Below are 22948 nucleotides of genomic sequence, written 5' to 3' on the forward strand. Positions count from 1 at the left end.
GGCCCAAACCCCAGGCGGAGGCAGCCATGCAGTATGACACCATCACACGCCAAGATCACGACGGGATGGCGGTGGTTACGCTGAACCGCCCCGAGGTGATGAATGCGCTCAATACCCAGATGCGTGCGGAAATCACCCATGCCATCGGCACCGCCGGGCGCGAGGCGCGGGTGGTTGTCCTGACCGGGGCGGGTCGTGCCTTTTGCTCGGGTCAGGATCTGGGCGATGGGGGCAATGCCGCCACGCTTAACCTGGAGCGGACGCTGCGCGATGAATATGTGCCGATGCTGATGGCGATCGTGGATTGCCCCGTGCCGGTGATCGCTGCCGTAAACGGGACGGCCGCAGGCGCTGGGGCCAATCTGGCGCTTGTCTGCGACATCACCATCGCCACGGAAGGCGCCAGCTTCATTCAGGCCTTCACCCGGATCGGTCTGATCCCCGATGCGGGCGGAACATGGATCTTGCCGCGCAGCATCGGCATGCAAAAGGCGATGGGGGCGGCGTTGTTTGCCGACCGCATCACCGCACGTCAGGCCGATGATTGGGGCATGATCTGGGAAGCGGTGCCCGATGCCGAATTCGACGCGACATGGCGGGCACGGGCGATGCATCTGGCCCAAGGTCCAGGTGCTGCCTTCAAGCGCGTCAAGGCCGCGATGCAGGCCAGCTTTGGCAACAGCCTTGATGAGCAGTTGATGCTGGAGGGCCAGCTTCAGGGCCAATGTGGCAAGACGCGGGATTTCAAGGAAGGCGTGGTGGCCTTTCTTGAAAAGCGCACTCCGGTATTCGAGGGGCGCTGATCGCGCGCCCCTTTGGTCCTAGCGTTCGGGGATCAGCCCCCTTGGGCTGAAGCGCAGCACCAAAAGCAAGATCACCCCCATCGTCATCAGCCGCATATGCGCCGCCGCTTCCAACAGATGCGCGCGCAACCATGACCCCTCGGCCATGCCTGATGTGATGGACTGCATCAAAAGCTGTCCCAGCGGCTCCACCTGAATCCAGAGCCACCAGATCAGGAAACCGCCCAAGACCGCCCCCCAATTGTTGCCAGATCCCCCGACGATCACCATCACCCATACCAGAAATGTAAAGCGAAGCGGCTGATAGCTGCTGGGCACAAGCTGGCTGTCGAGCGTTGTCATCATCGCGCCGGCCATCCCCACCACGGCCGATCCCAGCACGAAGACCTGAAGATGGCGTGCCTTGACATCCTTGCCCATGGCGGCGGCCGATACCTCATTGTCGCGGATCGCCCGCATCATCCGGCCCCAGGGCGAATTCCACGCTTTTTGCGAAAACCAGATCAGCACCAGCAAAACCACCATGAACAGGCCCGCATAGCTGAGCTTGACCATGATCGAGGACATGCTGACAGGGTCGGCCCCCAGCCGGGCGGCAAGATCGGTGAACCACGGGGTCTGTTGCAATTCGACCTCATAGGGGACCGGGCGCGGCACGCCGGTCACGTTCTTGACCCCGCGCGTCAACCAATCCTCGTTCTTCAGAACGGCAATGATGATCTCCGAAATCCCCAGCGTCGCGATGGCCAGATAATCCGATCTGAGCCCCAGCGCGGTCTTGCCGATCAGCCATGCCGCACCGGCCGCAAGCACCCCACCGACGGGCCAGGCCACCAGCACCGGAAGGCCAAGCCCCCCCAGAAATCCGGTCGCGGCCGGGTTGACCGCCTCGACAGCGATGACGCCACCGTCAAAAACCGTGCGAAACAGCGCAAAACCGCCGATCAGGATCACCACCATGCCCAGCGCGCGCAACCGCCCCGGTGCCAGCTTGGACCATACAAGGATCGCGGCGATGATCGTGGCCGCCCCCAGAACCAGCGCCAGCACGATGCGCAAGCCCCCCGCCGCCCAGGCATCCTCGACCGGGGGCACGGCGATCAGCACGGTCGCCAGACCGCCCAGCGCGACAAAGCCCATCACGCCGACATTGAACAGGCCCGCGTACCCCCATTGCATGTTGACGCCCAGCGCAAGGATCGCGCTGACAAGGCCCATGTTGAAAATGCTCAGCGCGATGTTCCATGACTGAACAAAGCCCGTGCCGAGATAAAGCACGGCCACCGCGGCAAACAATGCCACCGCCCTGATGTCGCGCACGCCGGTCATATCGTCTTGCCCTTCATGATGCCGGTCGGACGGAACAGCAGCACGATCAGCAGGATCGTGAAGCTGACGGCGAATTTGTAATCGGTCGACAACAGCTGCATCATGCCGGCCGGTTCCCAACCCTCGGGCCCAAGATAGCCCACCACCTTGCGAAAGGCATAGGTCACGCCGACCTCGGAAAAGGCGATCAGAAAACCGCCCAGGATCGCACCCACCGGATTGCCGAGGCCCCCAACGATGGCCGCGGCAAAGATCGGCAGCAACAGCTGGAAATAGGTGAAGGGCTTGAAGGCCTTGTCGAGGCCATAAAGCGTGCCCGCCGTGGTCGCCAGCGCCGCCACGATCAACCATGTGATCATCACCACCCGTTCGGGGTTGATGCCCGACAACAGCGCCAGATCCTCATTGTCGGAAAAGGCGCGCATCGACTTGCCTGTCCGGGTGCGGTTGAGAAACCAAAACAGCGCCACCATGGCGATCAAGGCCACCACCACGGTGATGGCTTGGCTTGTGCGGATGCCCAGACCTTCCTCCAGCCCGGTCAGATCGCGAAAGCGGCGCACCGAAATGAGGAAACGTTCGCCATCGTCAAAGCGCTGATCGTCGACCCCGATGATGAACCGCACAATGCCGTTCATGATGAACATCACCCCCAGTGAGGCGATGACATAAACCACCGGTTTTGCCTTTTGTCGGCGGTAGAACCGATAGACCGCCCGGTCGGTTCCCATCAGCAACAGCGCCGTCAGCGCGATGCCCACGGGCAAAGCCAGCAGCGCCGTGGGCAGCGGGCCCAGGGTGACGCCAGCGGCCTGCAAACCCCAAGTGCACAAGATCACGATCATTGTGCCAAAAGCCATGGTGTCGCCATGGGCAAAGTTCGAAAAGCGCAAGATGCCATAGATCAGCGTCACACCCAGCGCGCCCAACGCCAGTTGCGCGCCATAGGCGGTCGCAGGAATGATGACGAAATTCAAGAGCACGACGATGGCGTTCAGGATATCCATTCAGATCTCCCCCTGTGCCGGTAGCCCACAGCCCATGCTCATCCCCCCAGAAAGCTGCGGCGGACCTGCGGATCGGCCAGCAGTTCCTTGCCGGTGCCGGTGTGGGCATTGCGCCCTTGCACCAGCACATAACCCCGGTCCGCGATTTCCAGGGCTTGGCGCGCGTTTTGTTCCACCATCAAGATCGGAATGCCGGTGCGGGCGACCTCGATGATGCGGTCAAACAGCTCATCCATCACGATGGGGCTGACGCCCGCGGTCGGTTCATCAAGCATCAAGAGCTTGGGCTTGGTCATCAAGGCGCGACCCACCGCGACCTGCTGACGCTGGCCGCCCGACAATTCCCCCGCCGCCTGACGGCGCTTGTCGCGCAAGATCGGAAACAACGCGAAAACCTGTTCCATCGTCTTGCGGATGTCATCGCGGCGGATAAAGGCGCCCATCTCCAGGTTTTCCTCGACCGTCATCGAGGTAAAGATGTTGCCGGTCTGTGGAACAAAGCCCATCCCCTTGGCCACACGGGCTTGTGGCGACAGGGTGGTGATATCCTCACCATCCAGCCGCACCGAGCCTTGGCGCAGCGACAGCATGCCAAACACCGCCTTCATCGCGGTGGATTTGCCAGCGCCGTTGGGCCCCACGATCACCGCAATCTCGCCGGGGTTCACGGCGATGGTGCAGTCATGCAGGATATCGGGGCCGTTGCCATAGCCGCCTGTCATGCTGTCCCCGATCAAAAAGGCCGTGTCGGTTGCCATTGGCCGGTCGGTGCCGGGCACAGCCGTGATCGTGCCCACCCCCTTGGGATTGGTGATCGAGACGTCCTTGTTGCCCCGGTCAGTCTGGTAGGGGTTGTCGGTCATGCGCCGATGCCTTCCAGCTTGGCCTTGTTTTTCAAGCCGGTGCCCAGATAGGCCTCGATCACCTGTTCATTGGCCTTGATCTGGTCGATCGTGCCTTGGGCCAGCACGCGCCCTTCGGACATGACGATGACCGGGTCACACAGCCGCCCGATGAAATCCATGTCATGTTCAATGACGCAGAATGTGTAGCCGCGTTCCCGGTTCAGCCGCACGATCGCATCCCCGATGGTCTTCAACAATGTGCGGTTCACGCCGGCGCCAACCTCGTCGAGAAAGACGATCTTGGCATCCACCATCATGGTGCGGCCCAGTTCCAGCAATTTCTTCTGACCACCCGAAATCATTCCCGCGGGGTGATCGGCAAGATGGGAAATGGTCAGGAATTCAAGCACCTCATCGGCCTTGGCACGCAGCGCGCGGTCTTCGTCGGCGATGCGCTTGCGGCCGAACCATGTGTTCCAGAGGCTTTCGCCCGACTGTCCCGGCGGCACCATCATCAGGTTTTCGCGGCAGGTCATCGAATGAAACTCATGCGCGATCTGAAAGGTGCGCAACAGCCCCTTGGCAAACAGCCGATGCGGGGCAAGCCCGGTGATATCCTCGCCATCCATGAAGACCTGGCCTTGCGTGGGCGCCAGCATGCCCGCGATCACGTTGAAAAGCGTGGTCTTGCCCGCGCCGTTTGGCCCGATCAACCCGGTGATCGATCCGGTTTCGATCCGCAGGCTGGCGCCATCGACGGCGTGAAAGCCGCCGAAATGCTTGTGCAGGTCGCGCACCTCGATCATCGGGCGGGGTCTCCTTGGAAAAAACGCAGCCCGGGGCGGACCCGGGCTGCATCGGTTGTCAGGGTGCCGAAATCAACGGAACCGCACGGTTTCGATCTTGCCACCGCGAATTTCGATCTCGCGGTAGGCACCACCGGATTCGCCGGGCCCGATCAGTTCCACAGCCGAGGCACCGACATAGTCGATGTCCTGACCGGCGGCGAGCAGTTCCAGCGCGCGGCCAAGCTCGCCCGGCAAGATCGGCTCACCCGGTGCGTTGGCCACATCCATCACATGCTGGGCGTAGTCAGCCGGGTTGGTCGAGCCCGCCGCCTGCATCGCCAGCATGATCAGCGCCGCCGCGTCATAGGATTCCTTGGAAAAGGCCGAGGTGCCATCGAAACCGGCCGCCGTTGCCATCTGGTGATAGATGTCCGCACCGTTCGAATCGGTCCCCGGGAACTGGCCGAAGGAGCCGTCGATTTCCGTGCCGAAATTATCGACCAGCGCCTGACCGACCATGCCGTCGGGGAAGACAAAGGTGTCAAAGGCGCCGGTGTCCAGTGCCGCGCGGATGATGCCCGACCCGCCGCTGTCGACATAGCCCGCCACAACCAGCGCATCGCCACCGGCGGCCGCCAATGCGCCGACCTCGGCCGAATAATCGGCGCGCTCGTCTTCATGGGCTGCCACGAGCGTCACGGTGCCGCCCGCTGCGATGAATGCCGCCTGAAAGCTGTTGGCCAGACCCAGACCATAATCGTTGTTGGTATAGGTCACAGCGACCGTGTTGATGCCACGCTCGAGGATGACGTTGGACATCACGACGCCTTGCGCCGCGTCCGAGGGGGCCGTGCGGAAGAACAGACCGTTGTCTTCCACCGTCGACAGCGCGGGCGAGGTGGCCGAGGGCGAGATCATCACCATGCCGTTGGGCACGGCGACATTGGTAAGCATGGCGGTCGTCGCACCCGAGCACATGGCACCCATGATCCCCGAAACGCCATCCGAGGTGATCAGGCGTTCGGCCACGGCCACGGCGGCGGCTGCGTCGATACAGGTCGAATCGCCGCGCACCGCGCTGACCGACATGCCGCCCAAAAGCTTGCCGCTTGCCGTGACTTCGGCCATGGCCATTTCGGCGCCGGCCGCCATTGGCGGTGCCAGCGATTCCAGCGGGCCGGTAAAGCCGAGCGACACGCCCAGCGTGATGTCGGCTTGTGCCGTGCCGGCCATGGTGATCATGGCGGCAGAGGCAAGAAGGATTTTCTTCATCTGTCGTACTCCCAGGTTGGACAGGGTCATTGGTATGGCACGAAACCCTAGCTGTGCGACGGAAACATGAAAAGAGGTATCCGCAGGTAAAGCGTCTTGATCGCATTGATGGCAAAGCCGCGCGCGATGCCTTGCGCTTTGGGTCGGTTTTGTCGGATGGTCGCGCAAAGGACCGGAGCTTTCCCATGGACATGACCATTTTCCTGCATTGGGCGGAATTCGCCGTTCGCTGGCTGCATGTGATCACCGCGATCGCGTGGATCGGGTCGAGCTTCTATTTCATCGCGCTCGATCTGGGGCTGAACCGCAATGTTCCCGGCCCCGCCGATGGCGAGGAATGGCAGGTCCATGGTGGCGGGTTTTACCATATCCAGAAATACATGGTCGCCCCCGCCGCCATGCCCGAGCATCTGACCTGGTTCAAATGGGAAAGCTACGCCACCTGGCTGTCGGGTGTGGCGCTGCTCATCTTGTTGTATTGGGTCGGCGCCGAGATGTATCTGATCGACTGGACGGTGAGGGAACTTGCGCCTTGGCAGGCGATGGTGATCTCGGGCCTGTCGCTTGTGGTGGGGTGGGTGGCCTATGATCTTTTGTGCAAGTCCAGACTGGGCAACAACCCCACAGGGCTGATGCTGCTCTTGTTTGCCATCATCGTGGCGCTGTCCTGGGCCTATGCGCAGGTGTTTTCGGGCCGCGCGGCGCTGCTCCATCTGGGGGCGCTGACGGCCACGATCATGACCGCCAATGTCGCCATGATCATCATCCCGAACCAGAAGATCGTGGTGGCCGATCTCAAGGCCGGGCGCAGCCCCGATCCCAAATACGGCAAGATCGCCAAGCTGCGCTCGACCCACAACAATTACCTGACGCTGCCGGTCATCTTCTTGATGCTGTCAAACCACTATCCGCTTGCCTTTGCGTCGGACTGGAACTGGCTGATCGCCAGCCTGGTGTTCCTGATGGGGGTCACGATCCGGCATTTCTTCAACACCATGCACATGCGCAAGGGCATGCTGTGGTGGACATGGGGGGCCACGGCCGCGATCTTTGCGGTGATTGTCTGGCTGTCGATGCTGCCGCTCTTGCGCGATGACCCGCTGGCCGAGACCGCGCTCAGCCCCCGGCAGGAACGTTTCGCCGCCCACGAAACCTTTCCCGAGGTGCGCGAGCTTGTCGCCGCCAACTGTGCCATGTGCCACGCCGCCGAGGTGTTCATGCCCGGTCTGGCGGCCGCGCCCGGCGGCGTGATGCTTGACACTGGCGCGCGCATCGCCATCCAGGCGCAAGCGATCTATCTGCAGGCGGGCGTAAGCCATGCCATGCCGCCGGGGAATTTCGCCTATCTCACCGATGCCGACCGGGCCTTGATCCGCCGCTGGTATCGCGAGGTCACGGGCGGCGCGCTCTAGAACACACCGGGCAAGGGAAGGGACCACCATGCCAGCACCGATCAACACACTCAAATCCGCCATGGGCCAAGGCCAGCTTTTGCGCGGGCTGTGGCTGTCATTGGGGTCAGATATCGTCACCGACATTGCGGGGCGGGCGGGATTTGACTGGTGCCTTGTGGATGGCGAACACGGGCCTTGGGATCCGACCGTCATCCGGCGACAACTCATGGTGCTGGCGGGCACAGGCACGTCGGCCGTGGTGCGCGTGCCTGTCAATGCCGATTGGCTGCTGAAACAGGCGCTCGACATGGGCGCGCAAAGCGTGATGGTGCCGATGGTGAATTCTGCGGCCGAGGCGCGCGCAGCCGTCGCTGCCTGTCGCTACCCGCCCCAAGGCGTGCGCGGCAGTGGCGGGCCCACGATGCGCGCGGGCGGCTATGGTGCCATTGCCGACTATGCCGCCACCGCCAATGATCAGATCTGCGTCATCGTTCAGGCCGAAAGCCGCGCCGCCATGGCCGATCTGGCACAGATTGCCGCCGTTGACGGGGTGGATTGCGTCTTTGTCGGGCCTGCCGATCTGGCGGCCGACATGGGGCTGCGCGATGACATGGGCAACCCCGCGCTTTGGGCGGAAATTCGCCGTGGCGTGGGTGTGATCACTGCGGCGGGCAAGACCGCGGGCATCATCGTGTCGCCCGGCATGGCCGCCGACATGGTCGATGCCGGTGTCCGGTTTCTGGGGCTTGGATCCGATAGCGGCACCGTGACCGAAAGCTTGCGCAATCTGGCACGCGGCGCATGACCCACGGCGCGGGGCACAGCCACCCGCCCATGATCCTTGTCGATGCCGATGCCTGCCCGGTGAAAGACGAGATCTACACCGTTGCCTATCGCCACAAGCTGCCCGTGCGGCTGTTTGCCGGCTCCTATCTGCGCCATCCCGACCATCCCTTGATCCAGATGACGATGGCGGGCGATGCCTTTGACGCGGCGGATGACCTGATCGCCGCCATGGCTGGTCCGGGGTGCCTCGTGATCACCGCCGATCTGCCCCTGGCGGACCGTGCCATCAAGGCGGGCGCGGCGGTGCTGACCCATCGTGGCGAGGGGCTGACGGCCACCAACATCGGCGCAAGGCTTGCCACCCGCGATCTGCTGGCCGATCTGCGCGGCGGGCTGGACGGCCAGGGCCTGGGTGGGCACGCCTTGGGTGGCCCGCGCCCCTTTTCCAGATCGGACCGCAGCGCCTTTGCGCAAGCCCTTGAACAGGCCGCGCGCCGCATCAAGGCTTGATGCCACAAGGGCCCTGCGGTATCAGCCGATCTTCGGCATCCCGGAACCACATCCCATGAGCTTTACCCTCGCCATCGTCGGCCGCCCCAATGTCGGCAAATCCACCCTGTTCAACCGGTTGGTGGGCCGCAAACTGGCTTTGGTCGATGACCAGCCCGGTGTGACGCGCGATCTGCGCGAGGGGGCGGCGCGGCTGGGCGGGTTGCGCTTCACCGTGCTTGATACCGCCGGACTTGAAGATGCCACAGACGACAGCCTGCAGGGCCGCATGCGGCGCCTGACCGAACGCGCCGTGGCCATGGCCGATGCCAGCTTGTTCCTGGTCGATGCCCGCACTGGCATCACCCCCACGGACCAGCTGTTTGCCGAGATCCTGCGCCGCTCGGGGCGCACGGTGATCCTTGGCGTCAACAAGGCCGAGGGCCGACAGGGTGAGGCCGGCGTGATTGAGGCCTATGGCCTTGGTCTGGGTGAGCCCATCGCGCTATCGGCCGAGCATGGCGAAGGCATGGCCGAGCTTGCCGTGGTGCTTGCGCCGCTGATCGATGAGGCCGAGGAAAAGCTGAGCCAGATCGAAGAGGCCGAAACCGATATCGACATTGATCCCGATGTCGAAGGGCCAGATGACGACCGCAAGATCACCCCATCGCGGCCCTTGCAGATCGCGGTGGTCGGGCGTCCCAACGCCGGGAAATCCACGCTGATCAATCGCATCTTGGGTGAAGAGCGGCTGTTGACCGGCCCCGAGGCGGGCATCACCCGTGACGCCATCGCGGTGCCGGTCACATGGGATGGCACGCCGATGCGCATCTTTGACACGGCCGGGATGCGCAAAAAGGCCAAGATTCAGGAAAAGCTGGAAAAAATGTCGGTGGCCGACGGGTTGCGCGCGGTGAAATTCGCCGAAGTGGTCGTGGTTCTGCTCGACGCGGCGATCCCGTTCGAATCCCAGGATCTGCGCATCGCGGATCTCGCCGAGCGTGAAGGCCGCGCCGTGGTCGTGGCGGTCAACAAATGGGATCTCGAAGACGACAAGCAAGACAAGTTGAGGGCCTTGAAGGACAGCTTTGACACCTTGCTTCCCCAACTCAAGGGCGCGCCGCTGGTCACGGTATCGGCCAAGACCGGCAAGGGGCTTGACCGGCTTCAGGCGGCCATCCTCAAGGCGCATGATGTCTGGAACCGCCGCGTCACCACCGCGCAACTCAATCGCTGGCTGATGGCCATGACCGAGGCCCATCCGCCACCCGCCCCCGGCGGCCGCCGCATCCGCTTGCGCTACATGACGCAAGCCAAGACGCGCCCACCCGGATTTGTGGTGATGTGCTCGCATCCCGACCAGCTTCCGGAAAGCTACAGCCGCTATCTGGTCAACGGGTTGCGTCAGGATTTCGACATGCCCGGCACGCCGATCCGTCTGTATTTCCGCAGCCAATCCGATCAGAACCCGTTCAAGAACCGCAAGAAATCCATCCCCTCGCGGCTGACCAAACATGTGCGGGCGGGCGAGACAAAGAAAAAGGGCGGCTAAGCCGCCCGATCCTTTTGTCAGCGATTTTCACACGACGGAAAAGGTCTGTGGCCCTTGTCCGATCGTCCCGCATAAGCGGGGTGCGGATTAGCCGTTGGCTTCGCGGATCTTGTCGGCGGCATCCTTGTCAAAAGCGATACCATGATCGGTGAAAAGCTGATCCAGTTCGCCCGACAGCGTCATCTCGGTCACGATATCGCAGCCGCCGACGAATTCGCCCTTGACGTAAAGCTGCGGGATGGTTGGCCAGTCGGAGAAATTCTTGATCCCCTGACGAATGCCTTCATCGGCCAGCACATTCACATCGGCAAAGCTGACGCCCATGTAATTCAACACGCCCGCCACACGGCTGGAAAAACCGCATTGCGGCATCATCTTGGTGCCTTTCATGAACAGCACCACATCGTTCTCGGTCACGGTCTTGCGGATGGTGTCTTCGGCGTTCATCTGAAAATCCCTTTCAATCCGGGGCTTTGGTGGTCAAGGCAAGCGCGTGCAGCTCTCCATGGCTGCCATCCATCTTGCCTTTCAACGCGGCGTAAACCGCGCGTTGCTGCTGGACGCGGTTCAGACCGCGAAAGCTTTCGTCGATGACTTGCGCCGCGAAATGCGCGCCGTCATCGCCATCCACGGTGATCCGTGCGGCGGGAAAGGCGGCTTTCAGCATGTCCTCGATGTCGCGGGCGGTGATGGCCATGGGTATCCTCGGCTTGTTTGGTCATAGTGTAGGCTGCGGCGCGCGGCGCTGCAAGCGGGCGGCCGCGGCTTGGGTCATGCGAAATGGGCGCCAAAGGCACCGCGCCAGATACGGGCCAGTTCCGCCAAGGGGGCGGCCGACCCGCCCATGCGCAGGCTGTCGCCGCCCACACGGCCCACCGTGTGCAAGATCACCCCGGCCTGTCCGGCCGCCACCATCAGCGCCTCGGCCTTGTCAAAGCTGGTGGCGATCAGGTAGCGGCCCTGATCCTCGCCAAACAACATGGCCATGCTGGCTGCCTCAAGGCTGATCCCCACATCGCCCGCCACCGCCATTTCGAACGCTGCCAGCGCCAGCCCCCCATCCGACAGATCGCTGCACGCGGTGATCCATTTGCGGTTGGCCAGAATGAACGCGCCCACGCGGCGTTCAGCCTCCAGATCGACGGGGGGCGCATCGCCATCGGCGCGGTTGAACACCTCGGCCAGAAGTGCCGATTGCCCCAGATGCCCGACCGTGGCACCCGCGACCAACAAGACATGCCCATCGCGCGCCTTGCCCGCGATCAGATCATCGAGACTGTCCAACAGACCGACCGCGCCGATGGTGGGCGTGGGCAAGATCGCCTGACCGTCCGTTTCATTGTAAAGGCTGACATTGCCCGACACGATCGGCATGTCGAGGGCCGCACAGGCCGCCCCGATGCCTTGGATGGCACCCACGAACTGGCCCATGATCTCGGGCTTTTCGGGATTGCCGAAGTTGAGGTTGTCGGTGGCGGCAAGCGGCCTTGCGCCCACCGCGACCAGATTGCGCCAGGCTTCGGCCACCGCCTGTTTGCCGCCCTCGACGGGGTTGGCCTTGACATAGCGCGGCGTCACATCGGATGTGAAGGCCAGCGCCTTGGTCGTGCCATGCACGCGCACCACGCCCGCGCCCAGGCCCGGGGCCAGGACGGTATCGGCCAGCACCATATGGTCGTATTGCTGATAGACCCACGCCCGCGAACAATAATTGGGCGATCCGATCAAGGCCTTGAGCGCATCGATGGGATCGACCTCGGGCACGGGGTCCAGCGCCGGGGCAGGGGGGGTGGGCACCCAAGGGCGGTCGTATTCGGGGGCCTCGGACGACAGCTTTGACAGCGGCAGGTCCGCCTTGACCGTGTTGCCATGGATGATCACGAAGCGGTCTTCGGGGATGGTTTCGCCGACAATGGCGAAATCCAGATCCCATTTGACGAAGATCGCGCGGGCCACAGCCTCCATCGACGGCTTGAGCACCATCAGCATCCGTTCCTGCGATTCCGACAGCATCATCTCATAGGCGGTCATGTTGCTTTCGCGTTGCGGCACGTGATCGAGGATCAGCTTGATCCCCAACCCGCCCTTGTCGCCCATCTCGACCGCCGAACAGGTCAGCCCGGCCGCACCCATGTCCTGGATCGAGATCACCGCGCCCGAAGCCATCAACTCAAGGCAGGCCTCGAGCAGACGCTTTTCGGTAAAGGGGTCGCCAACCTGCACGGTGGGGCGCTTTTCCTCGATCGTATCGTCGAATTCGGCCGAGGCCATGGTGGCCCCGCCCACCCCGTCGCGCCCGGTTTTCGCGCCCAGATAGACCACTGGCATGCCTACGCCCGAGGCCGCAGAATAGAAAATCGCATCCGCATCCGCCAGACCGGCCGCAAAGGCATTCACAAGGCAGTTGCCGTTATAGGCGCGGTCAAAACGCACCTCACCCCCCACGGTCGGCACGCCAAAGGCATTGCCATAGCCGCCAATCCCCGCGATCACGCCATGCACAAGCTGGCGCGTCTTGGGGTGGTCCTTGGTGCCAAAGCTCAGCGCATTCATCGCCGCAATCGGGCGCGCGCCCATGGTAAAGACATCCCGCAAGATCCCGCCGACGCCGGTGGCAGCCCCCTGATAGGGTTCGATGTAGCTAGGGTGATTGTGGCTTTCCATCTTGAAGACCACGGCCTGACCATCACCGATATCGATCACGCCTGCATTCTCACCGGGGCCACAGATCACCTGCGGGCCCGTGGTGGGCAGGGTGCGCAGCCACTTCTTGGAGGATTTGTAGGAACAATGCTCGTTCCACATGGCCGAAAAAATGCCCAGTTCGGTAAAGTTCGGCTCACGCCCGATGATGTCAAGGATGCGCGCATATTCATCGGGCTTCAGCCCATGGGCCGCAATCAGTTCGGGTGTGATGGCTGGTTCGGTCATGCGCGGGCCCCCTTTGCTTGCGCTGCTCTATACGAGGGCGCGCGGGCGGGGGGAAGACACTGGACGCCTCAAAGGGCGCGCTGGAAGAAATGGGCGGTGGGGCGCGTGAAGCCGGGATGGGTGAAATCGGCCGCGATGTGGAAGCCGAGGGCCTCGTAGGTGGCGCGGTTCTCGGTCAACTCGATCCGGGCGTAGAGCTGGAGGGTGCCGAAGCCCTGGGCGCGGGCATGGGCGGCGGCGGCCTCGATCAGCGCGCGGGCTAGGCCCCGGCGGCGATGGGTGTCGGCGACAGCGACCTTTCCGATCTCGTAAGCGTCGCCTTGGGGGGCGCCGAAGCCGCAGGCGATGGGCAGGTCCGCGTCGCGGATCAGGAACAGATCCTCGACCCGCGCCTTGGCGGCGATATCATCGCGCGTCATGGTGGTGAGGGAGGAGGGTGGATCGATCCGGCCCGCCATCGGGGCATAGGCTTTGCGCAGCAGGGCGGCCAGCACGTCCCAGTCCTGAAACTCCGGGTTTGTTTCGACTTTGGAAACCATCGAGGAACCCATGGCGGCACCCTTTCAGCCAAAAAAAAGGCCGAGACGAATCTCGGCCAAAGTCCAACAGGGAGGTAATGGAACAACGAAAGATCGTCTGCGTCCCATTGCTGCCCAATTATGTGGCATAGGGCTACTTATCAAGGCGAAACATGCCGCGATGCCGCAAAGCCGATATGCCTGTTGCGCATAGCACACAGACCAAAACAAGGGTTCGGACAGGGGTTCAGACGAGGGTTCAGACAGGCGCACCGGGTTCTTCCTCGCGGCGGCGACGACGATAGGCGATGACCTCTTCGGCGACGAAATCGCGGAAAACCTCGACCCGTTTCGATTGCCGAAGTTCTTCGGGATAGGCAAGGAAAACAGGAACTTCGGCTGATTGGATATCGGGCAACACGCGCACGAGTTGGGGAAAATCCTGTGTCAGGTAGTCGGGCAGGACCCCGATGCCCAAATGGTGGATCACCGCTTGCAGCACGCCGAAATAATTGTTCACGGTCAGGGTGGATCCAACCGAATAGCTCATCAATTCGCGCACCAGGATCGCCCCGGCGCTGACCTGAGCCGATGTGGCGTTCTGGCTGATCACCCGATGCTGCGCCAGATCATCGGTGGTCGCGGGCGTGCCATGGGCCGCCAGATATTCGGGCGATGCGTAAAGCCGCATGTTGATGGTCATCAGGCGGCGGCGGATCAGATCGGCCTGGCTGGGTTCCTTCATGCGAATGGCCACGTCGGCCTCGCGCATGGGCAGATCCAGCAGGCGTTCCTCAAGCATCAGATCGATCTTGAGATCGGGGTATTTTTCGTAAAGCGCAGGCAGGCGCGGGGCCAGCCAGAGCGACCCGAACCCGATGGTGGTCGTGACCCGCAATTCGCCAAATACCTCCTCCTCGCTGTCGCGGATGCGCGCGGCGGCGGCATCGAGGCGCTTGGTCATGTGCTTGGTCGCGTCAAACAGCAATTCGCCTTGCTCGGTCAGGATCAGACCGCGCGCATGGCGGTGAAACAGGGTCGTGTTCAGCCCTTCCTCCAGCGCGCGGATCTGGCGGCTGACGGCCGATTGCGACAGATGCAGCGTATCGCCTGCATGCGTCAGGCTGCCCGCATCGGCCACGGCATGAAAAATCCTTAGCTTGTCCCAATCCATGGTCCACCTCATGAAGCATCCCTATCTTGGGTATGACCGCCGCAGTTGCCAAGAGAAAGTGCCGGATTTATCTCGCTTTTTTGTGACAGTGCACGGTTGTGATGCGATTTGCGTGGACAGGTCAGCATGCGTGACCCATACTGGATGACAATTCGATCAACGCTGTCACGGGAGGCCCGCCATGGGGGTGCAGCAGGTATCGCTGGAGGATCGCTTTGATCTGACGAAATCCCCTGTTTTGCTGACCGGCACACAGGCGCTTGTGCGTTTGATGCTGATGCAACACGCACGCGACCGCGCGGCAGGCTTGAACACGGCGGGTCTGGTGACGGGCTATCGCGGCTCCCCGCTCGGGGCGGTCGACATGCAGATGAGCCGCGCCCAGCGGCATCTTGCGGCGGCCGATATCCTGTTTCAACCGGGCCTGAACGAGGATCTGGCGGCAACCGCGCTTTGGGGCAGCCAGCGCGCCGAGCTTTATGGCGAGGGCAAGTATGACGGTGTCTTTGGCCTGTGGTATGGCAAGGGGCCGGGGGTGGACCGCTCGGGCGATGTGATGCGGCATGTCAACATGGCCGGCACGTCGCGCCATGGCGGCGTGGTGATGGCCATGGGCGATGACCACACCGGCGAAAGCTCGACCGTGTGCCACCAATCCGATTGGGCGATGGTGGATGCCGCCATGCCCATCGTCAGCCCGGCCGGGGTGCAGGAAATCCTTGATTACGGGCTTTACGGCTTTGCGCTCAGCCGCTTTGCGGGGATCTGGGTGGGGCTCAAGACCATGAAGGACACGGTCGAGGCCACCGCCGTGGTGGATGGGCGGCCCGATCGCATGGGCTTTGTGCTGCCCGAATTCGACATGCCCAAAGGCGGGCTGAACATCCGGCTGGACGATCACTGGATCGCGCAAGAGGAACGGCTTTTCGCCCATAAACGCTACGCGGCCGAAGCCTTTGCGCGCGCCAACGGCATCGATCGGCGCGTGCATGGCAAGCCCGGGGCCAGGATCGGTCTGGTGGCGGCCGGCAAGAACTGGCTCGATCTGATGACGGCCATGGCCAGCCTTGGCCTTGACGCGGCCGAGGCCGACCGGCTGGGCATCACCACCTACAAGATTGGCCAGACATGGCCGCTGGACCGGAAAAGCTTTGTCGAATGGGCCGACGGGATCGATCTGATCATCGTGATCGAGGAAAAGCGCAAGCTGATCGAAGGTCAGGTGAAAGAGGCGATCTTTGACGACCCGCGCGGCCGGCGCGTGTATGGCCACCACAAGGGCGCCAGCGCCGAGGTGCTGTTTCCAACCCATTTTGCGCTTGATCCGGGTGATATCGCACTCAAACTGGGCGAAATCCTGATCGAGGAAGGGCGCGGCACCGACCGCATCCGTGCGGGGCTGGCCCATGTGCAAGACGCCGCGCGCGGCGGCAATGGGCCCGATCTGGCCAACCGGACGCCGTGGTTTTGTTCGGGCTGTCCGCACAACACATCGACCAAGGTGCCCGACGGCGCGCGGGCCGGCGCGGGCATCGGGTGCCATTTCATGGTCAAATGGATGGATCGCGGCACCGAGGCCTTTACCCATATGGGCGGCGAAGGCGCCAACTGGATCGGCGAGGCGCCGTTTTCCCACCGCAAGCATATCTTCCAGAATATCGGCGAAGGCACCTATAATCATTCGGGCATCATGGCGATCCGTGCGGCCGTGGCCGCAAACACCACCATCACCTACAAGATCTTGTTCAATGATGCCGTGGCCATGACCGGCGGGCAGGGCAATGACGGCGGGCTTGATCCCGCCCGCGTCGTGGCCGAGCTCAAGGCGATCGGTGTGCGCCATGTGGCGGTGGTCCATGACCCCAAGGAAGACATCGACTGGGCGGCTTTTCCGGCAGGCATCGAAACGCACCCCCGCGATGATCTGATGGCGGTGCAGGAACGGTTTCAGCAGATCGAGGGCGTATCGGCCATCGTCTATGTGCAAACCTGTGCCGCCGAAAAGCGCCGCCGCCGCAAGCGCGGGCGCTTTGCCGACCCCGATCGCCGTGTGTTCATCAATACCGATGTCTGCGAGGGCTGTGGCGATTGCGGGGTGCAGTCGAATTGCGTCTCGATCGTGCCGGTGGAAACGGAACTGGGCCGCAAGCGCGCCATCGACCAATCCAGTTGCAACAAGGATTTCAGCTGTCTCAAGGGGTTTTGTCCCAGCTTCGTGACGCTCGAAGGTGCCCGTGTGCGCAAACAGGCAAGCGCCCAGGTCGATCTGTCGGGCATTCCCGACCCGGTTCTGCCTGCAATTGCCGGCACGCATAATGTTCTGGTGACGGGCGTGGGCGGCACCGGGGTTGTGACCATCGGGGCGGTGATGGCGCAGGCCGCACAGATCGACGGCAAGGGCGTGGGCATGATCGAAATGGCGGGCCTTGCCCAAAAGGGGGGCGCGGTCTGGATCCATCTGCGCATCGCGCAAAGCCCTCAGGATATCTCGGCCATCCGTCTGGCGCTGGGGGAAGCCCATGCCGTGATCGGTGGCGATCTGGTGGTGACCGGTGGGGCCAAGACGCTGGGCCTGATGCGCACGGGCCAGACCGGCGCGGTGGTGAACGCGCATGAGATCATCACGGGCGAATTCACAAAAAACATCGATTTTCGCATTCCGTCAAACGAGTTGGAGGTTGTTCTTCAGGCAAGGCTTCAAGATCGTCTGGTGCTGTTTGACGCCACGGAATTGTCGCGGATCTTGCTGGGGGATTCGATTTATTCCAACATGATGGTGTTTGGCGCGGCGTGGCAGCAGGGGTTGATCCCGCTGAGCCATGCGGCGATCCACGAAGCGATTGCCCTGAACGGGGCGGCGGTCGAGCGCAACACCCAAGCCTTCGAGACGGGTCGCTGGGCGGTCGTCAACCAGGCCGCAGCCCAGCGTTTGCTGTCGGCACAGGTGGTGGCCTTGCCGCGCACGCTCGATGATCAGATCGCCTATCGTGTCGATCATCTGACGCGCTATCAGAATGCGCGACTGGCGCGGCGGTATCAACGCATGCTGGACAGGATTTCAGACCCGACGCTGCGGGCGGCCGTCGCCAAGGCCTATCACAAGCTTTTGTCCTGCAAGGATGAATTCGAAGTGGCGCGTCTGCATCTGGATACGAAAGCCAAGGTGCGCACCGAGTTCGAGGGTGATGTCAAGCTGCGCTATCATCTTGCGCCACCCCTTCTGCCGGGGCGCGATGGGGCGGGTCGGCCCAGAAAGCGGGAGTTTGGGGGCTGGATCGCGCATGTCTTTCCCGTGCTGGCACGGCTGAAATTCTTGCGCGGCACGGCCTTCAACCCCTTTGGCTACACGGCTGAGCGCCGGATGGAACGGGCATTGATCGCCCAGTATGAGGCGGATATGGCCGCATGGCTGCCCAAGGCGGGCGCGGTCGATGCCACGGCATTGTTGGCATTGGCCGAATTGCCGCTGTCGATCCGGGGCTTTGGTCTGGTGAAAGAGGGCAATGCCGCAAAAGCCGCCCTCAGGCGTGCCGAGATCTTGCAGCGCTTGGCAGCCGGCGGCGCAGCCTTGGCGCAGGCGGCCGAGTAGGGGGCGCCCCCGCCCCCTGCGGCGGCGTCAACCAGCGGCGCCTCAAAATTGGCTGTGGCGTTAACGGGGTGTTCATCCACTTTGCGTAATCTGCCCGCATCAGAAACCGAGCATGGAGGGGCGAACCCATGCTGTCGGTTCGATCCATCGCAGAAGACATCATTGCCCGCGAAGGCGGATATGTGAACGACCCCGATGACCCGGGCGGGCCCACGCAGTTTGGCGTGACGCTCCATACGTTGCGGGCGCTGGGGCTGGATCTCGACCGCGATGGCGACATCGACACGGGCGATGTGCAACTGGTGACGCGCGAACGCGCGATCGCGCTGTTTGTGTCGGAATATTTCCAGCGCCCCCGGATCGGGCTTTTGCCCGCAGCGTTGCAGCCCAGCGTCTTTGACATGTATGTCAATGCGGGCTCGAACGCGGTGCGCATCTTGCAGCGGCTTTTGCGTGACATGGGCCAAGATCTTGTCGTGGATGGCGTGATCGGGCCGCGCACCGCGCATGCGGCGCATCGGGCGCTGGCCGATGCGCCCGATCATCTGGTCGATGCCTACGGCATTGCCCGGCGGAATTACTACTATCAGCTTGGCGATCGCCGTCCGCAAAGCCGGAAATTTGCCCGCCGACGCGATGGCGGCAAGGGGGGATGGATCACGCGCGCCGAGGAATTCATCGCGCCGCGCTGGCATCTGAGCGAGGCGGACCATCGCGCGCGGGTGGCAGCATGGGGATGATGTCGCGCATCATGGGCATCGGACAGGCGGCCGAGGCCATCGGCGGCGCGGTCGAAGGGGTGTCAGAGGTCTTTTTGCCCAATGCCACCCGCGCGATGGAGCTTGACAGCGCCATCCACCGCGCGACCCTGGAAACCGCAGCCGCCGAATTCCAGTATGGCGGCAGCAGCGGTTTTGATCGGGTGATCAACGGGTTGAACCGGCTGCCGCGGCCCTTGCTGGCGCTGGGAACGCTGGGGCTGTTCATCTTTGCGATGGTCGACCCCGCGGCTTTTGCGGCCCGCATGACGGGGCTGGAGGCGGTGCCGGAACCGCTGTGGTGGCTTTTGGGCGCCATCGTCAGCTTTTATTTCGGGGCGCGCGAGTTGCACCATTACCGCTACGCGACAGTCCCGCGGCGCGCCGGTCTGGCGCCAAGGCGCCGGGCGGTGCCACAAGCCCCCGCCAGCGATCCTGTCTCGACCAATCCTGCCATTTCCGCCTGGCGTGCGGACGGCGGTCACAGCCCGAGATCGGATTTCGAGGCCAGCCCCAGATCCCAGTAAAGCCCCGCCATCAGCCCGGTGGCTTGGATCAAAAGCGCCTTGGGCAGATGCTCGTTCGGGGCGTGTTGACAGCAGCCGGGATAGGAATGGGGCACCCAGATCGTGGGCAGGCCCAAAAGCTCGGTAAAGATGTCATTGGGCAGCGACCCACCCAGAGAGGGCAGCACCACAGGCGCCGCGCCATGGCTTTGCCCCAGCGAGGCGGCGGCAAACCGGGCGGCGGGGTGATCGACCGGGGTGGCCGAGGCGCGAAAGCTGGGGCCTTCGGGCGTGATGGTCACATCGCCAAAGCCATGCGCATCCAGATGCGCCCGCAAGGCCGCGCCCAGATCACGATCATCGATGCCCGGCACATAGCGCAATTGCACCACAGCCTCGGCCATATCGGGGATGGCGTTGACGGGATGGGCAATCATGCCAGCGCCAAAGGCCAGAATTTCGGCCGAATTCCACGCATGGATGCGTTCGGCGGGCGTCAGGCCTTGGGCCCCCCAATCGGGGTCGATCTCGCCGCCGGCGGGGGTCAGCCCGGCCAAGGCTGCGCGCGCGGCGTCAGGGACCGCATCGGGCAGCCAGCCCTTGACCTGCAGCGCGCCTTGCGCCGTGGTGATGGTGGCCAGCGCATGGGCCAGTTCAAGGGCGGGGTTGCGCAAGGCACCGCCGAAATTGCCCGAATGCCGCCCGCCCTCGCGCCGCTTGAGGCAAAGCCGGAAGCTTGCACCGCCGCGTGCGCCCAGAAAGATCGTGGGGCTGGCCGCATCCAGCCTTGGCCCGTCAGACGCCACCAGCAGATCGGCCGCAAGATCCGGCTTGAGCCGTTCGCACAGCCGGCGCAGGCCCGGCGATCCGATTTCCTCGCCCATCTCGATGATCACATGGGCATTGAACCCCAAGCGTCCGCGCGCCGACAAAACCGCCTGCATCGCGGTCATGTTGACCAGCATCTGACCCTTGTTGTCGGCGATGCCACGCCCATACCAATGCCCGCTGTCGGCATCTTCGCTCAGGCGCCACGGATCGCGCCCATGCGCCCATCGGCCCGCCATGCCCGGCACGGTATCGCCATGCGCATAGCCCAGAACCGTGGGCCGGGTCTTGTCTTCGATCCGCGAGGCCACCAAAAAAGGCCGCCCCTCGGTGATGTAGCCCTGCGTCGTGAACCCCATCGCCAGAAAGCCATGGGCCACATGGCGCAGATAGGCCTGAAGCGGGGCATCGGGCTGGCTTGCATCGGTGGGAAAGGCGATCAGATCGGCCAAGGCATCGCGAAAGGCTGCGTCGCCCGCAAGCGCGCGCGCAAGGCTGATGGCGCGGTCCCGGTCGGATGGGTCGGGCATCTGCGCGTGTCTCCGTGGGGGGTGAAAGCCCGGTTGATGCAACAGCGTGACACTGGCAGGGCTTGGCGTCAGCCTCAAGGGTAACGGCGTGCCATGCCGCACAGCGCTAGGCGCTGGGTCGTGACAATGGCCAGGCGATGAAAAAGCTGGTGCCTTGGCCCTCGGCGGTGCGCAAGGCGATGCCACCACCGGCCGAGCGCACGATATCGGCCACCACAAACAAGCCAAGCCCCGTGCCGCGCAGCTTTTTGGTGGTAAAGAACGGCTCCCAGATTCTGGCGCGAACGGCTGGCGGTATGCCGCTGCCGCTGTCCTTGATGGTAAACAGCGCAAAAGGCGCGTCAGGAATGACACCGGTTTCCAGCGTGGCGTCCGGCGGCAGGGTCTCGGCCAAACCCAGCGACAGATCGATCGTTTGCAGCCCATCGCCCAGCGCGTCGCGTGCGTTGAGCCCCAGATTGAGCAAAACCTGCATCAGTTGCATCGCGTCCAGATCAGCCGTGATCGGCACATCGGGAAGATGCGTGCAAATCCTGAGCGTGCCGGGCGCCCCCAAATGCAAGATATCCGCCGCTTCGGTCACGAGCGCGCCCAGATCGGTGGATGCCACCATGGACTGGCGCTGACCAAGGTCACGGATCGGATCAAGCAGCGATACCACCTGGCGGGCAGCGGCATGGATTTCGACCATGAGCGTTTCGTGGTCCATGGCGAACCCCGCCATGGCCGGATCGGACAGATGCGAAATCAGGGCCGTCAGGTTCGACAGATCATGTGTCAAACCCGCCGCCAGCAGATTGACCATTTCTTGCCTGTAGGCCCGGTTCACGCTGTCGCGCAACTCGAGCTTTTCGCGCGCCAGCGCGTTGCGCGCGCTGACATCGCGGCTGACCCAGACCGTGCGCCCGTCAGCCATGCGCGTCAGGCTGAGTTCCAGTTCAACACGCGCATCATCCACGCGCCGCCCCAAGGCGGGGCTTACCCATGTGCCCTCACGTTGCAGCGCCGCAAAGCCGCGTGTTTCGATGGCCGTGATCGAATCTTGCGCAAAACACTTGGACCAATGATGGCCCACCAACCGGGTAGCAGGCGGATAGCCAAGCATCCGCGCACAACCCGGGTTCATGTCAAGGATGATGCCGGCATCATCAGTGATCAAAATCCCGTCGCTGGTCGCCGTGATGGCGGCCGCGCGCAAGGACAGATCGGCCTCGATCGACTTGTCGCGCGAAATGTCGATCAAGATGCCCGATAATGTCTGGGGACAGCCATCGGGGTGATGGCTGGACACGCCCCCGCGTGCCTGCAGCCAGACCCAATGTCCATCACGGTGCCGCATGCGGTATTCGGCATGATAGGTCACGACATCGCCCGCCAGAAAATCCGCCATATGATCCTCGATGCGCAACAGATCATCGGGGTGCACCATGGCGCGCCAGTCCGGCTTTGGCAGCGGCGAAAGCGCTTGGGTCGTGTGGCCCAACATGGTGCAGGCGCGCGCATCAAGATCGACAACCCAATGGACCACATCCAAGGACCACGTCCCGAAATCGGCGGCATGGATCACATCCTGAAGCCGTTGTTCGATCTGTTTGACCTCGGTGATATCGACCATCAGGGTCATGCGTCCACCATCCAAGATCTTGCGATCGATCAAGCGATAGACGCGGCCATCCCGCATGGTCACGTCTTTGCGCAGATAGGGTTTGGCCCGTTCGGCCAGACGTTGGGCGACCCATTCTTCCATTTGCGATGACGACAACGACAGCGCGCCATGGCGCCAGTCGCGGCGCAATATGTCCTCAAAGCGCATCCCGACGGTCACCGGGCCTTCGGGGCCGGGGTGCAT

At 63.3% G+C, this 22948-nt stretch carries 20 protein-coding genes; 8 read left to right on the forward strand and 12 right to left on the reverse strand.

The genetic code is table 11. The annotated features are described in order from the left end of the window. The first annotated feature begins 26 nt into the window (after window positions 1–26). Window positions 27–803 (forward strand): enoyl-CoA hydratase-related protein, encoded by a 777-nt coding sequence (locus Q0094_RS06740; RefSeq protein ID WP_297616759.1) that lies wholly within the window; start codon window positions 27–29, stop codon window positions 801–803. An 18-nt stretch (window positions 804–821) separates the two neighbouring features. Here Q0094_RS06740 and Q0094_RS06745 read toward each other — a convergent pair whose 3' ends face one another. The 5 genes from Q0094_RS06745 to Q0094_RS06765 all read right to left on the reverse strand — a co-directional run bounded on the left by Q0094_RS06745 (window position 822) and on the right by Q0094_RS06765 (window position 6044). Continuing rightward, window positions 822–2132, reverse strand: coding sequence for a branched-chain amino acid ABC transporter permease (locus Q0094_RS06745; RefSeq protein WP_297616762.1), 1311 nt, complete (start codon window positions 2130–2132; stop codon window positions 822–824). Beyond that, window positions 2129–3139 (reverse strand): branched-chain amino acid ABC transporter permease, encoded by a 1011-nt coding sequence (locus tag Q0094_RS06750; protein WP_297616764.1) that lies wholly within the window; start codon window positions 3137–3139, stop codon window positions 2129–2131. The genes Q0094_RS06745 and Q0094_RS06750 overlap by 4 nt, the downstream gene beginning before the upstream one ends. Window positions 3140–3177: 38 nt before the next feature. Further along, a complete protein-coding gene (locus tag Q0094_RS06755) occupies window positions 3178–4002 on the reverse strand; it encodes an ABC transporter ATP-binding protein (RefSeq protein WP_297616767.1) in 825 nt (274 codons plus the stop codon). Further along, window positions 3999–4790 (reverse strand): ABC transporter ATP-binding protein, encoded by a 792-nt coding sequence (locus Q0094_RS06760; protein WP_297616770.1) that lies wholly within the window; start codon window positions 4788–4790, stop codon window positions 3999–4001. The genes Q0094_RS06755 and Q0094_RS06760 overlap by 4 nt, the downstream gene beginning before the upstream one ends. Window positions 4791–4862: 72 nt before the next feature. Further along, window positions 4863–6044, reverse strand: coding sequence for an ABC transporter substrate-binding protein (locus tag Q0094_RS06765; protein ID WP_297616773.1), 1182 nt, complete (start codon window positions 6042–6044; stop codon window positions 4863–4865). 185 nt (window positions 6045–6229) lie between these two features. Between Q0094_RS06765 and Q0094_RS06770 the strand changes: the two genes are divergently transcribed. The 4 genes from Q0094_RS06770 to der are packed head-to-tail and all read left to right on the forward strand — an operon-like array spanning window position 6230 to window position 10265. Then, complete coding sequence (locus Q0094_RS06770) at window positions 6230–7456, forward strand: urate hydroxylase PuuD (RefSeq protein WP_297616776.1); 1227 nt, start codon at window positions 6230–6232, stop codon at window positions 7454–7456. Window positions 7457–7484: 28 nt separating this feature from the next. Further along, window positions 7485–8243 (forward strand): aldolase/citrate lyase family protein, encoded by a 759-nt coding sequence (locus tag Q0094_RS06775; protein WP_297616779.1) that lies wholly within the window; start codon window positions 7485–7487, stop codon window positions 8241–8243. Further along, the gene (locus tag Q0094_RS06780; RefSeq protein ID WP_297616781.1) at window positions 8240–8734 is read left to right on the forward strand and encodes a YaiI/YqxD family protein; all 495 of its coding nucleotides are present in this window, start codon (window positions 8240–8242) and stop codon (window positions 8732–8734) included. Before Q0094_RS06775 ends, Q0094_RS06780 begins: the two co-directional genes overlap by 4 nt. A 55-nt stretch (window positions 8735–8789) precedes the next feature. Next, window positions 8790–10265: a ribosome biogenesis GTPase Der gene (der, locus tag Q0094_RS06785; RefSeq protein ID WP_297616784.1), complete on the forward strand. Its 1476-nt coding sequence runs from the start codon at window positions 8790–8792 to the stop codon at window positions 10263–10265. 87 nt (window positions 10266–10352) lie between these two features. Here der and grxD read toward each other — a convergent pair whose 3' ends face one another. The 5 genes from grxD to Q0094_RS06810 all read right to left on the reverse strand — a co-directional run bounded on the left by grxD (window position 10353) and on the right by Q0094_RS06810 (window position 14888). Continuing rightward, a complete protein-coding gene (grxD, locus tag Q0094_RS06790; protein WP_297616787.1) occupies window positions 10353–10712 on the reverse strand; it encodes a Grx4 family monothiol glutaredoxin in 360 nt (119 codons plus the stop codon). Window positions 10713–10725: 13 nt separating this feature from the next. Further along, on the reverse strand, window positions 10726–10962 hold the full coding sequence (locus Q0094_RS06795) for a BolA/IbaG family iron-sulfur metabolism protein (protein ID WP_297616790.1): 237 nt from the start codon (window positions 10960–10962) through the stop codon (window positions 10726–10728). 74 nt (window positions 10963–11036) lie between these two features. Next, window positions 11037–13196, reverse strand: a complete 2160-nt coding sequence (gene purL / locus Q0094_RS06800) for a phosphoribosylformylglycinamidine synthase subunit PurL (protein ID WP_297616793.1) — start codon at window positions 13194–13196, stop codon at window positions 11037–11039. 68 nt (window positions 13197–13264) lie between these two features. Next, window positions 13265–13747 (reverse strand): GNAT family N-acetyltransferase, encoded by a 483-nt coding sequence (locus Q0094_RS06805; protein WP_297616796.1) that lies wholly within the window; start codon window positions 13745–13747, stop codon window positions 13265–13267. A gap of 226 nt (window positions 13748–13973) precedes the next feature. Continuing rightward, on the reverse strand, window positions 13974–14888 hold the full coding sequence (locus Q0094_RS06810) for a LysR family transcriptional regulator (protein WP_297616811.1): 915 nt from the start codon (window positions 14886–14888) through the stop codon (window positions 13974–13976). Window positions 14889–15069: 181 nt separating this feature from the next. On the opposite strand from Q0094_RS06810, the gene Q0094_RS06815 reads away from it, so the two are divergent. From Q0094_RS06815 to Q0094_RS06825, 3 genes are all read left to right on the forward strand, one after another. Further along, window positions 15070–18477: an indolepyruvate ferredoxin oxidoreductase family protein gene (locus Q0094_RS06815; RefSeq protein WP_297616798.1), complete on the forward strand. Its 3408-nt coding sequence runs from the start codon at window positions 15070–15072 to the stop codon at window positions 18475–18477. Window positions 18478–18605: 128 nt separating this feature from the next. Beyond that, window positions 18606–19217, forward strand: a complete 612-nt coding sequence (locus Q0094_RS06820) for a holin-associated N-acetylmuramidase (RefSeq protein ID WP_297616801.1) — start codon at window positions 18606–18608, stop codon at window positions 19215–19217. After that, window positions 19217–19762 (forward strand): holin family protein, encoded by a 546-nt coding sequence (locus Q0094_RS06825; RefSeq protein WP_297616803.1) that lies wholly within the window; start codon window positions 19217–19219, stop codon window positions 19760–19762. Before Q0094_RS06820 ends, Q0094_RS06825 begins: the two co-directional genes overlap by 1 nt. Here the strand turns inward: Q0094_RS06825 and Q0094_RS06830 are convergent. Beyond that, the gene (locus tag Q0094_RS06830; RefSeq protein WP_297616805.1) at window positions 19717–21099 is read right to left on the reverse strand and encodes a M20/M25/M40 family metallo-hydrolase; all 1383 of its coding nucleotides are present in this window, start codon (window positions 21097–21099) and stop codon (window positions 19717–19719) included. The genes Q0094_RS06825 and Q0094_RS06830 overlap by 46 nt on opposite strands. 106 nt (window positions 21100–21205) lie before the next feature. Further along, the coding region (locus Q0094_RS06835; RefSeq protein WP_297616808.1) for a PAS domain-containing protein at window positions 21206–22948 on the reverse strand (1743 nt) is incomplete at its 5' end.

Source organism: uncultured Roseicyclus sp., from assembly GCF_937892565.1.
In the GTDB taxonomy this organism is placed as follows: domain Bacteria; phylum Pseudomonadota; class Alphaproteobacteria; order Rhodobacterales; family Rhodobacteraceae; genus Roseicyclus.